This is a genomic window from Leyella stercorea DSM 18206 (assembly GCF_000235885.1).
GTDB classification, from domain to species: Bacteria; Bacteroidota; Bacteroidia; order Bacteroidales; family Bacteroidaceae; genus Prevotella; species Prevotella stercorea.
In genome coordinates, this window is sequence record NZ_JH379474.1 from 18,789 (window position 1) to 32,294 (window position 13,506).

A 13,506-nucleotide genomic window follows, 5' to 3' on the forward strand; every position below is an offset into this window, starting at 1 on the left:
AATTATGATTAAATTTAAATTTGATGAAGCAAACTCCAACGGGAACAGAGCGCATTTCATCATTTCATAATACGCCACGACCGATACGCACATACGCATCGATCGTGACACATTGATTATTGATGCTGCTCACGCAGTAAATCGTTAACGGTCTTCACTGGATTAAATGTTCCGATTGGCACTTCTACAAAGATGGTGCTCCAATCGCTCATCGCACCATTCCAAAGACCTGGAAGTTCGAGAGCCTTCAACTCCTTGCCATTCTTGCTCTTCGAAGAAATAAAACCAGTCTTCTTGTCAACGTACTCTGGCAGATTGAAACGATTGCCCTTATAGTCCTTTGTTGCACAAACAAGATCAACAGGATTGAAGTGAGTGCCTTCTTTGAACATACGTACATACTCCTCATTTTTCGTATCAATCTGACTCGACTCAAGAATCTGTGGACTAACAGTACCGTCACTATTATAGCAGAGGAACGGGCCGCCACCTGGCTCACCAACATTCTTAACTACACCACAAACGCGAATAGGTCTATTAAACTTTATCTTGAGGTATTCAGCCAATTCGGCATCTGTTAGTTCTGCAGCGCCAGCCTTCTTACAGCACAATGTTGTCTCAACGAAACGCAACATCTCTCCAAGTTTCTCGCGAGAAGGCACGCCAGCCTCGAGTTCGCGCAGATATTCGAACACCTTCTTCTGTGTGTCAACAAGAACGCCAGCAATAAGCTTCTTGTACAAAACAGTCTCGTCCTTGATTCTATCCGGCACAACGTTGTCGATATTCTTGATGAATACAACGTCAGCCTCAATCTCGTTGAGGTTCTCAATGAGTGCGCCATGACCGCCTGGACGGAACAGCAATGTGCCGTCTTCGTTGCGGAAAGGCGTGTTATCCGGATTTGCTGCGATAGTATCAGTACTTGGTTTCTGCTCAGAGAAGCTCACATTAAACTGCACATTGAACTTCTTTTCCATATAAGGAAGACTCTCCTCAACTTTCTTCTTGAAGAGTTCAAGATGGTCGTGCGAAACTGTGAAATGAATGTTTGCCTTACCGTCAGAACAAGCATAAAGTGCTGCTTCCACGAGATGCTCTTCCATTGGGGTACGCGGACCATCCTCATACTGATGGAACAACAACAAGCCTTTTGGCAACTGACCATAGTTCAAACCCTTTGCCTCAAGCAGGTTGGCAACAACAGCCTTATACTTGTCATGCTTGATAAGATCACAAACACACTCGCCTTCGTTCTCCTTACATTTAGCACAAAGAGCCTTCTTGAAAGCAAACTTCTTTATATTTTCAAAGAAGTATTTCTCAAAATCTGTTGTCGGCTCATCATAGTCAGCAGAAAGGAACGCAAAGAGATTCTTGAACATTCGGCTCGCAGCACCACTCGCTGGTACGAACTTCACAATGGTGTGCTGATCACTAAGATAAGTAGCCCATTCGTTAACGAACTTCTCTACTTGTGCAGAATCAAGCGATAATATACCATTACCAACAGCTGCAGCTGCTTCTATCTTCAAAAACGGAAATCCCTCCTTTATCTCTGTGAGTTGATGTTTGATAGCTTCAGGTGTATTACCCCGCTGTGCTATCTGATTTAAATCTTGGTTAGAAAACATAATATCGTAGTTTTTAGAATTAAAATCAAGCTTTGTTTTAACGCATACAAATGTAAGGACTTTTTCTCAAACGAGGGAAAAAAACACGTAATATTTTATGATTTAGGATTATTATTTATAATTTTGTAGTGTTAATGTCTCAACAATGATAGAACCTATATATAAAGGTATTGAATAATGCAATTTAAATTATAAATTATGATTAATTTTCCTTGTGCAAAAATAAATCTCGGACTCAATATCACTGAGAAACGCCCTGATGGTTACCACAACCTCGAAACCGTATTCTTCCCTATCCCACTCTGCGATGCTTTGGAGGTACAGGATATGAACAAAGCGTTTCCGTCAACACTTAATTGTGATTTGAAAGTGACTGGTAACGGTGTATGTTGCAACGAGGAAGACAATCTCATAACAAGAGCATACAACCTTCTTGCAACCGATTTCGATCTACCACGAGTTCATGCACATCTATATAAACACATTCCAACAGAAGCTGGACTTGGTGGAGGTTCGAGCGATGCTGCGTTCATGATAAAAATCTTGAACGACATGTACAAGCTAAAACTCGGCAGAGAGGATATGGAAAAATACGCTGCCAAATTGGGAGCAGATTGTGCTTTCTTCATCACAGCAGAACCTGCATACGCTGAGGGAATTGGCGAGATTTTATTACCGGTTAATATTGCAGAAAACAACCTTAAAGGCTATTATATAGTTGTAGTAAAACCATCATTGGCAATATCAACAAAAGAGGCATTTGCTCACATACGCCCTCACAAGCCAAGCATTTCATGTAGAGAAATAGTTGCACAACCGATTGAAACATGGCGCAACCGACTGACAAATGACTTCGAAGACAGCATATTCCCCAACCATCCCGAACTGGCAAACATCAAAAAGACTCTGTATAACATGGGAGCGGCATACGCACAGATGAGCGGAAGCGGCAGCAGTCTCTTCGGCATATTCAAGGAAAAGGTAGACAAATCGGTATTCGATAAGCAATTCCCCGACTGCAAGGTCTTTGTCCTTGACATTTAATGATTGCAGAACGCAGTAATTCAAGTCTATACATATATTTGTAGCTGACATACAAACGGAATAGAAACTATATAAATTCAAAATAAATGCGCAATACAAACAAGACATACAAGACACAAGGTGGCGACAATCTCGTTATCAACGTGAAGGAGAACGCTCCCCTGCTCGAATATCTCATCAATAACGTGAGCGAGAGCCGCTCCAAGCTGAAGGCAACGCTGCAAGGTCGTGGCATTGCCGTGAACGGAAGAATGGTAACTCAGTTCGACTACCAGCTTAAGGCAGGCGACAAGATTACAATCAGTCGCCACAAGAAGCAGAACCAGTTCAAGAGTCGCTACGTTAAGATTGTATACGAAGACAGATGGCTCGTAGTTGTAGAGAAGAATATCGGCATCCTGTCGATGGCAGCAGGCCATTCTTCGCTCAATGTGAAGTCTGTTCTCGACGACTACTTCCTCAAGTCGCGCCAGAAGTGCCGCGCTCACGTTGTTCACCGACTCGACCGCGACACAAGCGGACTTATGGTCTACGCTAAGGACATTGATACAGAACAGATATTGGAGCACAACTGGCACCAAATTGTTTACGACCGCCGTTATGTAGCTGTTGTAAGTGGCGAGATGGAGCAAGAGAATGGTACCATTGCCAACTGGCTGAAGGACAACAAGGCATACATAACCTATTCGTCACCAACTGACAATGGTGGCAAATATGCTGTCACACATTTCCAGGTACTCAATCGTACTACCGAACACTCACTCGTAGAGTATAAGCTCGAGACTGGTCGCAAGAATCAGATACGTGTACATTCTGCCGACATGGGGCATCCTGTTTGTGGAGATGTGAAATATGGCAACGGAGACGACCCATTGCACCGCTTATGCCTACATGCATACATGCTCTGCTTCACACATCCGGTGACTGGCGAACCAATGGAGTTCTCTACCCCTATCCCAACCATATTCAGAAGTTTGTTCTAATCATATGAGTAAATCTGTGCCTAATAAATTAGGCACAGATTTTGCATATTGACTTATGAACAATAACAACAAACACATATACAATTGGAGGTAAAGACTATGGCATTTATTGATTATTACAAAATACTTGGCGTAGACCGCAACATTCCACAAGACCAAGTGCGCGAAGCTTACCGCAAAAGAGCTAAGCTGTTCCATCCGGATCTGCACCCTAACGACCCGAAAGCAAAGGCAAAGTTCCAAGCGCTAAACGAGGCGTATGACGTTATTTCTGACCCTGAAAAGCGCAAAAAGTACGACCAATATGGCGAACGCTGGCGCGAAGCCGACGCTTATGCACAACAAGGCGGAGCTGGCGGTCAGCAGTATTGGAGCAGCAACGGTGGCGGTTCGCCATTCGAGGGCTTCGACTTCTCAAGTTTCGGCGAAGGCGGAGGAGGCTTCTCAAGCTTCTTCCAAGACTTGTTCGGCGCAAAAGCAGGTCGCACACATAGCCGCACACGCAGCTCGGCACGACAGAATACGGGCGAGATGAACGCCAACGTGAATATCGATCTATACACAGCCCTACTCGGCGGCGAGGTTATTATACAACTTGGTAATGGTTCAAAGATAAAACTGAAAGTAAAGCCAGAAACACAAAATGGTACGAAGGTTCGCTTGCGTGGAAAGGGATACGACCGAGGCGACGGCACTATGGGTGACCTCATCATCACATACAATGTGAAGCTGCCCACAAACCTCAGCGAACGACAAAAACAGCTGCTTAAAGAAATGCAACAAAGTTAGATACAGAAACCCATTCTTCATAAATGAAGAAAAAGCAATAAGGGTGACAATGTGCGAAACATTGTCACCCTTATTATATTTTGAGATAATTAAATCTTACCTATGAGGTTTCGATTTACTTTACCTTCTCTACGATAGCCTTGAAAGCCTCTGGGTTGTTAACAGCGAGGTCAGCGAGTACCTTGCGATTAATCTCGATACCAGCCTTGTGAAGAGCACCCATAAGTGTAGAGTAGCTCATATTCTCAAGACGAGCAGCAGCGTTGATACGCTGAATCCACAATGCACGGAATGTGCGCTTCTTGTTACGACGATCGCGGTATGCGTATGTGAGACCCTTTTCCCAAGTGTTCTTCGCTACTGTCCAAACATTCTTTCTTGCACCATAGTAACCCTTGGTGAGCTTCAGGATTCTTGTTCTCTTTGCTTTTGAAGCAACATGATTGACTGATCTTGGCATAGTTTTTTCTTTCCTTTAAATGTTTTGACTAATAAAATTAACGGAGGCAGAGCAAATCACGAACCTGCTTAAGGTTGCTGTTGTCTACGATTGTCTGATGAACCAGATTTCTCTTCTGCTTCTTTGTCTTCTTAGTCAGAATGTGACTGTGATAAGCGTGATGACGCTTAATCTTACCTGTACCGGTAAAGCGGAATCTCTTCTTTGCACCGGAGTTAGTCTTTACTTTTGGCATTTTTGTTAATTTTAAATTGTTATTTATTATATGTGGCAACGCATATACCAAGGCGTTACGCACATTTATCATGTTGTCTCTGTTTGCTTATTCCTCGCCTGTGAGAGCTTTGAGAGCCTCTGCACTTACTTTAGCGTTAGCAAGAAGTCCACCGTTTGTCGGCATCTCCTCTACTCCGTTCTCCGTTTCCTTTGCAGAGCGAGCTTCAGCCTCACGCTTCTCGCGATCCATCTTTTGCTGACTCTTTTTTACAACACCAGCTTTCTTTGGTGCGAGATAAAGGAACATCTTCTTTCCATCGAGCTTCGGAAGCTGTTCAACCTTTGCATATTCCTCAAGATCGTTAGCAAAGCGCAACAAAAGCACCTCACCCTGCTCCTTAAAGAGGATTGAACGACCGCGGAAGAAAACGTAAGCACGAACCTTATTACCTTCTGAAAGGAACTCCTGTGCGTGCTTCAACTTAAAGTTGTAGTCGTGTTCATCAGTCTGCGGTCCGAAACGGATCTCCTTGATTTCAACCTTAGCCTGCTTAGCTTTCATCTCTTTCGCATGTTTCTTCTGCTGATAGAGGAACTTGCTATAGTCAATGAGTCGACAAACAGGAGGTTGTGCGTTAGGAGAAATCTCCACGAGATCTACGCCTTGTTCGCGTGCCATTTCAAGAGCACTGCGAGTTGCCATAACGGTTGAACCACCTTCACTTACTACACGTACTTCCCGAACGCGAATTTGCTCATTCACGCGGTACTGGTTTTTCATTTTGTCATTCTTCATTAAACTATTTTTGATAAGCTAATTCTTTTAAGCGGGTGCAAAGTTACCTATTTTTAGCCGACCTGCAAAATATTTTTGGCGCTTTTTTGTCATACAACACGCACATCTTCAATAATTTTTATAATTTTGCATCAAAACACGTATAAAAATATGGAGAATGTACATTTTACGGGACTTTCGATAGCTATCAGCACGTTCTTGGTTATCGGACTGTTCCACCCCATTGTCATTAAAGTAGAATACTATTTCGGTGTCCGCCTTTGGTGGATTTTCCTCCTTGCAGGCATCGCATTCATAGTAGGTTCCATGCTTATGGCTAATGTCATAGCTTCTTCGATTCTTGGCGTGCTCGGAGCTTCTTGCCTGTGGAGCATAGGCGAGTTGTTCGAGCAGAAGCAACGCGTGAAGAAGGGCTGGTTTCCTATGAACCCCAAGAGAAAGGAGGAGTATGAAGACTGAGCTGATACTTGTCGGCAAGACCAACGACAAACTCTACATAAACGGCATTAAGGACTACACGGAGCGCATCTCGCACTACATGCCTTTCAACATAACCACCATCCCTGCCCTTAAGAACACGAAGAACCTCAGCGAGGACCAGCAGAAACAGGCTGAAGGCGAACAGATCCTGCGACTCATACAGCCGTCTGACACGGTTGTTTTGCTCGACGAGCACGGAACTGAGCGCACAAGTATGGAGATTGGTGCATGGCTTCAGAAGAAGCAGCAGACAGCCCGCCGACTTATCTTCGTCATCGGCGGACCGTATGGTTTTTCCGATGCCGTGTACAAACGTTCGGACGAAATGATTTCACTCTCACGAATGACATTCTCTCATCAAATGGTGCGACTGATATTCACCGAGCAACTATATCGCGCCTGCACTATCATAAAGGGCGAGAGCTACCATCACGAATAACCCGACAGCAACAGACAAAAGAACAAGAAGAGTGTGCCTAAATGACCTTGAGCATCATACGTAACGGTCGACGCGGATGCTCGTAACGGCCGATGCGGATGCTCGTAACGGTCGATGCAGATGCTCGCAGCCTATGATTATTGGCTTTTGACACGCCCTTCTTACATTTTATACTTTCTACTTTTATAATTCGCAGGCGGTCTACACGCCCAGCAATGGGATTATAGACGGCGTGAGCAACGATGTAAGGATGCCATTAAGCGTCAGTCCGAGACTGGCGTATGCTCCGTGTACTGGACTCTTCTCCATCGCTGTAGCCGTGCCCACAGCATGAGCTGCCGTTCCCATAGATAAGCCTTGTGCTACGGGCGATTTCACACGCGCAAAACCCATCGTGCGATAGCCACACACGGCACACATCAAACCAACACAGACCACTACAGCTGCCGTAAGCGGAGGAATACCACCTATACTCTTTGTCACCTCCATTGCAATCGGCGTAGTTACCGATTTCGATGCAAGCGAGAGTATCACTTCGCGCGACGCTCCCATCGCTTTAGCGATGTACACTACAGACACGATACCTACTACGCATCCGATAAACTCGCAAAGAAGTATCGGCGTGAGCTGCTTCTTTATCGTAGAGAGCTGCATATAGAGAGGCACGCCGAGTGCCACAACGGCCGGACGCAGCCAGAATTCAATCATTTTTCCACTCTGATTGTACGTTTCATAACTCACGCCCGTTACCTTCAGAAACACTATAAGACAGCATATCGACACGAGTATAGGGTTCATCACCACCCAACCTGTCCAACGACGCAATAGCTTACCAAAAAAATATGTGCCAAACGTGAGTGCTATGAGAAAAAACTCGTTTGAAAAATATTCCATATCCCTATCCTTTCAATTTGTCTTTTGCTTTACCGTAAAACTGATGTACCCAACCCGTAACAGCCAACACAAGTATGGTTGACACCACCGTAGACACAACTATTGGCAGAAGCTGCGCCTTGATAATATCAAAATAGAGCATGATGGCAACTCCTGGCGGAACGAAGAAGAAACCGATATTACCAACGAGGAAGTCTGAAATACTGCGCACCCACTCAAGTCGTATCACCTTCAACTTCAAAAGCAAAGTCAAAAGCAACATTCCGAGAATACTTGACGGAAGCGGAATGTGGGTGAGATAGATGACAAGCTCACCCAAGGCAAGGCAACCGAAAAGGATTGCCAACTGTCTAATCATCATAATACCTGAAAACCTTTAAACCTAAATGTTATTCTAAATCGACTGCAAAGTTAAGATTTTTTAATAACATGACACAACAAAAGCGGCTGTTTTCTCTGGCAAAAGTAACTTTTTTGCCCTTGTTCCTGTTTTATAGCTAACGGAACTAATACTATAGGTTTATATTTATAATCATTAGTGTCCCGTTAAAATCGGGACACTAATGTATAAGACTATTTAAAAAGTCCGAAGAGCATTGCATCAATCTTGTCTGTAATGCTGCGGAAGGCTTCTGTATCCGACTCGAACTTCATGGTGTCGCCATCAACAATGATGAGTTTACCTTTGTATCCTTTAATCCATTGCTCGTAGCGCTCGTTCAATCCTGTAAGGTAATCGATGCGGATTGTCTGCTCGCATTCACGTCCACGCTTACCAATCTGATTGATGAGATTAGGCACCGTAGAACGGATGTAAATCATGAGATCGGGAAGTTTAACGAGGGTCATCATTGTATCGAAGAGGTCTGAATAGTTGTTGAAGTCGCGGTCGGACATGTATCCTTGTCCATGAAGGTTCGGTGCAAAGATACAAGCATCTTCGAAAATGGTGCGGTCCTGTATTATATCCTTATCACTTTGGTTTATCTCGACCACCTCTTTAAAGCGTTTGTTGAGAAAGTATATCTGCAGATTGAACGACCACCGCGACATATCACGATAGAAATCGTCGAGGTAGGGATTATGTTCTACGGGCTCGAAACGGGGTGACCAGTTGTATCTTTTTGCCAACATCTTGGTCAGTGTGGTCTTGCCACTGCCGATGTTTCCGGCTACTGCTATGTGCATCGTTGTTCCTATTTTTTAGAATTGGTAAGAGAGAAAGGAAAGACTGTGTCAATCTTATCTGTAATGAATTGGAAATCTTCCGGGCGTGTTTTATAGTCGAGTTTGTCGACATCGACAACGAGGACTTTCCCTTTGTACTTGTTAAGGATAAAGTCGTCGTAGCGATCGTTGAGTCCCTGCAGATACTCGATGGGAACCTTCTGCTCACACTCACGTCCCCGCTTCTGGATATTCTCCACAAGATGAGGAACTGAAGCTCGAAGATATATCATAAGGTTTGGCAGTTTCACCTTCTCCACCATAATCTCATAGAGTTCCATATATGTCTCAAAGTCGCGGTCGGACATATTGCCTTGCAAGTAGTTGTTAGCCGTGAACACAAATACTCCTTCTTGAAGCGTGCGATCTTGAATAACAATGTTCGTCGATTGTGAGAATTCGAGAACATCCTTAAAGCGTTCCTTCAGGAAAAACACCTCCATAGCAAACGACCATCGCTGCAGGTCTTTGTAGTAATCGTCCATATATGGATTGTTCACTACAGACTCATACCGCGGTTCCCATTGGTAATGCTTTGCAAGCATTTCTGTCAGTGTTGTCTTACCAGAACCAATATTTCCTGCTATTCCTATATACACTTGTTGAAATCTAAAGTTTTAGTAAATTATTTAAGTAGTGCAAAGAGGTATACTCGTATTACGCCTTCACTGTAGTAATCAGTTCCTCAGGTGTTACGAGAGTCTGCTCACCAGTGGTCATATTTTTCAATGTGAGTTTGCACTCAGCAATCTCCGACTCACCAGCAAGAGCCACAAACGGCACTTGCTTTGCATTAGCATATGCCATCTGCTTCTTCATCTTTACGCTATCCGGATAAATCTCTGTGCGGATACCAGCCTCGCGACACTGGCGCAGAACAGGCAAACAATATGCACTCTCCTTCTCACCGAAGTTGATGAAGAGAAGCTGCGTTCCGTTCACGGCTTCCTTTGGATAGAGGTCGAGACCACCGAGCACATCATAGATACGGTCTGCTCCGAACGATATGCCTACACCACTAAGTCCTGGCAATCCAAAGATGCCTGTAAGATTGTCGTAGCGACCGCCACCTGTGATTGAACCAATAGCATAGTCGAGAGCCTTCACCTCAAAAATAGCACCAGTATAGTAGTTCAGACCGCGTGCAAGTGTAAGGTCGAGGTCTATCTGGTTGTGCAAACCACAAGTCTTCAGCGTGTCGAGGATAAAACGTGTTTCCTCAACACCCTTCAAACCAACTTCAGAACCAGCTAAGACCTCTGCAATAGTAGCAAGTTTCTCATCGTTGGTACCGACAAGGGCGATAATCGGCTGCAGTTTCTCGATGGCTTCCTCAGAGATGCCTACACGACGAAGCTCCTCATTCACATTGTCGATGCCAATCTTGTCGAGTTTGTCGATAGCCACAGTAATGTCAACTATCTTTTCTGCCTCGCCTATCACCTCGGCAATACCAGTAAGAATCTTACGATTGTTAATCTTGATAGCTACACGGATGCCGAATTTTGTAAACACGGTGTCTACAATCTGCATCAGCTCTACCTCGTTGAGTAACGAGTCGGAACCTACGACATCGGCATCGCACTGATAGAACTCGCGATAGCGACCCTTCTGCGGACGATCGGCACGCCATACAGGCTGAATCTGATAGCGCTTAAACGGAAGCTGGATATCTTCGCGGTGCTGAACGACGTAACGCGCAAACGGCACAGTAAGGTCGTAGCGCAATCCTTTCTCACAAAGTTTCGAAGCAAGATGCAGCGAGTTGCGACCGAGCAGCTCCTCGTCATCAATCTTCGCGAGACAGTCGCCCGAATTAAGAACCTTGAAGAGAAGTTTATCACCCTCTTCACCATACTTGCCCATAAGAGTCTGCAATGTCTCCATTGCTGGAGTCTCTATCTGCTGAAAGCCATAAAGAGCATAAACGCTACGAATTGTGTCGAATATATAGTTGCGCTTTGCCATCTCAACTGGCGAGAAGTCGCGTGTACCCTTTGGTATACTTGGTTTTGCCATTAATATTTTAAGTTATGGAATTTAAAAAAGCTAAAGAAGTTAAAGCAAAGATTATCACTTTAACTTCTTTAGTTCTGTTATTTATTTTCTTACAATTGTCTGTGCGCGGTCCGGACCGATAGAGATGATACGGATAGGAGTTTCAAGATACTCCTCAATGAACTTAACGTAATCGTTGAACTCCTGTGGGAACTGATCCTCAGATGTAAACTTTGTCATATCCGTATTCCAACCCTTAAACTCCTTGTACACGGGCTTAGCATCGTAGAGTTCGTAAGGCAAATCGGTGGTCTGTGTGCCGTCAGGAAGCTCGTATGCCACGCAAGCCTTCACTACGGGGAAACCATCAAGAACGTCGCTCTTCATCATAATGAGTTCTGTTACGCCGTTAATCATGATAGAATACTTCAGCTGAACGAGGTCACACCAACCGCAACGACGCTCACGACCGGTAACAGCACCATACTCATGTCCGAGGTCGCGTATCTTTGCACCTGTCTCGTCGAAGAGTTCTGTTGGGAACGGACCTGCACCAACACGTGTACAGTAAGCCTTCATTATACCATATACATTGCCAATGCGGTTCGGACCAATGCCCAAGCCGATGCAAGCACCTGCGCAGATGGTATTAGAAGAAGTAACAAACGGATAAGAACCAAAGTCAACATCGAGCATTGTGCCCTGAGCACCCTCGCAAAGAATATCCTTACCCGAACGCAAAATCTTGTTTATCTCGTGCTCGCTATCCACAATCTGGAACTGCTTAAGATATTCAACGCCTTCCATCCATACCTTCTCAACCTCTGTAATGTCGAAGTCGGTGTAACCGAGTGCTGCAATCTGTTTGAGATGAGCAGCTTTATGCGCCTCATACTTCTCCTGGAAGTTGTCGAGAATATCACCCACACGCAGACCACTGCGCGAAACTTTATCCGTATAAGTCGGACCGATACCCTTACCTGTTGTGCCTACCTTGTTCTTACCCTTTGAAGCTTCGATAGCAGCATCGAGTACGCGGTGTGTTGGCATGATAAGGTGAGCTTTCTTAGAGATATGCAAACGACCCTTCAAATCGTGACCACTCTTCTCCAAGTCCTTTGCCTCATTCATAAAAAGGTCGGGGGCAAGAACAACGCCGTTGCCAATTATGTTCACCTTACCACCCTGAAAGATGCCTGACGGGATGCTACGGAGGACATACTTCTGACCTTCAAACTCAAGGGTATGACCAGCGTTTGGACCACCCTGGAAACGTGCGATAATATCATACTTAGGGGTCAGTACGTCTACTACCTTACCCTTGCCTTCATCGCCCCACTGCAATCCGAGCAGGACATCAACTTTACCTTTATTCATTTTTATCAATATTTGATTTCTTCGTTCCTTTTAAGTTCTTCTTACGTTTACTGCGAGCCTGACACGTTTGACATACACCATAGAAATACAAAGAGTAGTACTCTCTGCGAAAACGCTTCAAGCGCACACTGTCAAGCACCTTGCCTATTTCTGGCAAATCAATCTCTGTCACCTTGCCACAAATGGTGCACGTCTGATAGCAATGATTGGAAGTATCGCAACACGCTTCGTACTTTGTCTCTGTTTGAAAGCGATGCTTTACAACAAGACATAACTTCACAAACAGATTGAGCGAGTTGTACAGCGTTGCTCTACTGACGTGGAAGTTCTGCACCGCCATTCGCTCTGCAAGCTCTTCAATAGTGAAAAGTCCATCGATATCGTACATAGCATCAAGGAGCGCAAAACGCTCTGTAGTCTTTCTACAATTGTTCTCTTCTATGTATTTGGTCAGTGCGGCGCGTGCTGCTACCTTTTTATCATTTTTCATCAGTATGCAAAGTTACATTATTTTGCGAAAGTGACCAAAAAGAAACACTAAAAAGCGTCAAATCCAGCCGCTTTCAACAATTGTACAGCCTCTTTAGCCTGTTCTCTATCAGTTGACGAAACATAATCGAGACTGTTGACAAGTGGATGAAGCAGTTGACGGTCGGCACTTTTAAGGTCAATAGCTGCTTTTTCGAACAACGTAGCATATAATTGCGACGCACATTCATTATTGCGTTTCAAAAGACGGCATACAAGATTGTACGCACATATGCGCACTAACTTATCGTCGTTTTCGAATAACATAAGTGAGAGTTTTTCTGCCTCATTCATGTGTTGGAAGAGGTTGAATACCACCATCTCTGCCATCTCTACTGTCAACAAAGTAGCAGCCCATTCCATAGCCTCACTTGCCGTGAAGTCGTCTGCGGGCATTATAAGTGTTGCCAGTATCTTGCACTCGCGTATGTTCTCCTGCCACAGAGCCGCAGCAAGAGCCTTGTCCTTGCCATACTGTTCAGCCATGTGTCGCAGGTCCATCTGCGACACTCCCCAATTTATCTTATAGTCGAGTCCTTTCTGTCGCATTGATGTCGACGTTATGCCGTTCATATACAGACGGAAAGAACGCTTTATCTGTTTTACCTGTTCGGTTGTTTCCATATTCTCACATTATTATA

At 44.6% G+C, this 13,506-nt stretch carries 17 protein-coding genes; 5 read left to right on the forward strand and 12 right to left on the reverse strand.

Features of this window, described 5'->3' with window-relative positions; all coding sequences use genetic code 11:
- Positions 1-116: 116 nt before the first annotated feature.
- On the reverse strand, positions 117-1,634 hold the full coding sequence (locus HMPREF0673_RS12600) for a DUF4301 family protein (RefSeq protein ID WP_007903204.1): 1,518 nt from the start codon (positions 1,632-1,634) through the stop codon (positions 117-119).
- 198 nt (positions 1,635-1,832) lie between these two features.
- On the opposite strand from HMPREF0673_RS12600, the gene ispE reads away from it, so the two are divergent.
- The 3 genes from ispE (at position 1,833) to HMPREF0673_RS12615 (ending at position 4,450) form a co-directional block, all read left to right on the forward strand.
- The gene (gene ispE / locus HMPREF0673_RS12605; RefSeq protein WP_007903205.1) at positions 1,833-2,678 is read left to right on the forward strand and encodes a 4-(cytidine 5'-diphospho)-2-C-methyl-D-erythritol kinase; all 846 of its coding nucleotides are present in this window, start codon (positions 1,833-1,835) and stop codon (positions 2,676-2,678) included.
- Between the two features lie 86 nt (positions 2,679-2,764).
- Positions 2,765-3,661 (forward strand): RluA family pseudouridine synthase, encoded by an 897-nt coding sequence (locus tag HMPREF0673_RS12610; protein WP_007903206.1) that lies wholly within the window; start codon positions 2,765-2,767, stop codon positions 3,659-3,661.
- 99 nt (positions 3,662-3,760) lie between these two features.
- Positions 3,761-4,450, forward strand: a complete 690-nt coding sequence (locus HMPREF0673_RS12615) for a DnaJ domain-containing protein (protein WP_007903207.1) — start codon at positions 3,761-3,763, stop codon at positions 4,448-4,450.
- Between the two features lie 115 nt (positions 4,451-4,565).
- On the opposite strand, the gene rplT is transcribed toward HMPREF0673_RS12615, so the two are convergent.
- The 3 genes from rplT to infC form a co-directional block, all read right to left on the reverse strand.
- Complete coding sequence (gene rplT, locus HMPREF0673_RS12620; protein ID WP_007903208.1) at positions 4,566-4,910, reverse strand: 50S ribosomal protein L20; 345 nt, start codon at positions 4,908-4,910, stop codon at positions 4,566-4,568.
- A 37-nt stretch (positions 4,911-4,947) separates the two neighbouring features.
- Positions 4,948-5,145 carry a 50S ribosomal protein L35 gene (gene rpmI / locus HMPREF0673_RS12625; protein ID WP_022430121.1) on the reverse strand — a complete coding sequence of 66 codons (198 nt, stop codon included), beginning with the start codon at positions 5,143-5,145 and terminating at the stop codon, positions 4,948-4,950.
- 87 nt (positions 5,146-5,232) lie between these two features.
- Complete coding sequence (gene infC / locus HMPREF0673_RS12630) at positions 5,233-5,922, reverse strand: translation initiation factor IF-3 (RefSeq protein ID WP_007903210.1); 690 nt, start codon at positions 5,920-5,922, stop codon at positions 5,233-5,235.
- A gap of 150 nt (positions 5,923-6,072) precedes the next feature.
- Between infC and HMPREF0673_RS12635 the strand changes: the two genes are divergently transcribed.
- Positions 6,073-6,381: a DUF4491 family protein gene (locus HMPREF0673_RS12635; RefSeq protein ID WP_007903211.1), complete on the forward strand. Its 309-nt coding sequence runs from the start codon at positions 6,073-6,075 to the stop codon at positions 6,379-6,381.
- Positions 6,371-6,841 carry a 23S rRNA (pseudouridine(1915)-N(3))-methyltransferase RlmH gene (rlmH, locus tag HMPREF0673_RS12640; protein ID WP_007903212.1) on the forward strand — a complete coding sequence of 157 codons (471 nt, stop codon included), beginning with the start codon at positions 6,371-6,373 and terminating at the stop codon, positions 6,839-6,841. Before HMPREF0673_RS12635 ends, rlmH begins: the two co-directional genes overlap by 11 nt.
- A gap of 201 nt (positions 6,842-7,042) precedes the next feature.
- Here the strand turns inward: rlmH and HMPREF0673_RS12645 are convergent, their stop codons facing one another.
- The 8 genes from HMPREF0673_RS12645 to HMPREF0673_RS12680 form a co-directional block, all read right to left on the reverse strand.
- Positions 7,043-7,735, reverse strand: a complete 693-nt coding sequence (locus tag HMPREF0673_RS12645; protein WP_007903213.1) for an LrgB family protein — start codon at positions 7,733-7,735, stop codon at positions 7,043-7,045.
- Positions 7,736-7,739: 4 nt separating this feature from the next.
- Positions 7,740-8,093 carry a CidA/LrgA family protein gene (locus HMPREF0673_RS12650; protein WP_040597046.1) on the reverse strand — a complete coding sequence of 118 codons (354 nt, stop codon included), beginning with the start codon at positions 8,091-8,093 and terminating at the stop codon, positions 7,740-7,742.
- Between the two features lie 215 nt (positions 8,094-8,308).
- Positions 8,309-8,923 (reverse strand): deoxynucleoside kinase, encoded by a 615-nt coding sequence (locus tag HMPREF0673_RS12655; RefSeq protein ID WP_007903215.1) that lies wholly within the window; start codon positions 8,921-8,923, stop codon positions 8,309-8,311.
- Between the two features lie 8 nt (positions 8,924-8,931).
- Entirely contained in the window at positions 8,932-9,561 is a 630-nt protein-coding gene (locus tag HMPREF0673_RS12660; RefSeq protein ID WP_040597041.1) for a deoxynucleoside kinase, read from the reverse strand.
- Between the two features lie 58 nt (positions 9,562-9,619).
- Entirely contained in the window at positions 9,620-10,981 is a 1,362-nt protein-coding gene (hisS, locus tag HMPREF0673_RS12665) for a histidine--tRNA ligase (protein WP_007903226.1), read from the reverse strand.
- Between the two features lie 81 nt (positions 10,982-11,062).
- Positions 11,063-12,337, reverse strand: coding sequence for an adenylosuccinate synthase (locus HMPREF0673_RS12670; RefSeq protein WP_007903227.1), 1,275 nt, complete (start codon positions 12,335-12,337; stop codon positions 11,063-11,065).
- Complete coding sequence (locus tag HMPREF0673_RS12675) at positions 12,330-12,827, reverse strand: Fur family transcriptional regulator (RefSeq protein WP_007903228.1); 498 nt, start codon at positions 12,825-12,827, stop codon at positions 12,330-12,332. The genes HMPREF0673_RS12670 and HMPREF0673_RS12675 overlap by 8 nt, the downstream gene beginning before the upstream one ends.
- A gap of 47 nt (positions 12,828-12,874) precedes the next feature.
- Positions 12,875-13,489: a DNA alkylation repair protein gene (locus tag HMPREF0673_RS12680; protein ID WP_007903229.1), complete on the reverse strand. Its 615-nt coding sequence runs from the start codon at positions 13,487-13,489 to the stop codon at positions 12,875-12,877.
- Between the last annotated feature and the right edge of the window lie 17 nt (positions 13,490-13,506).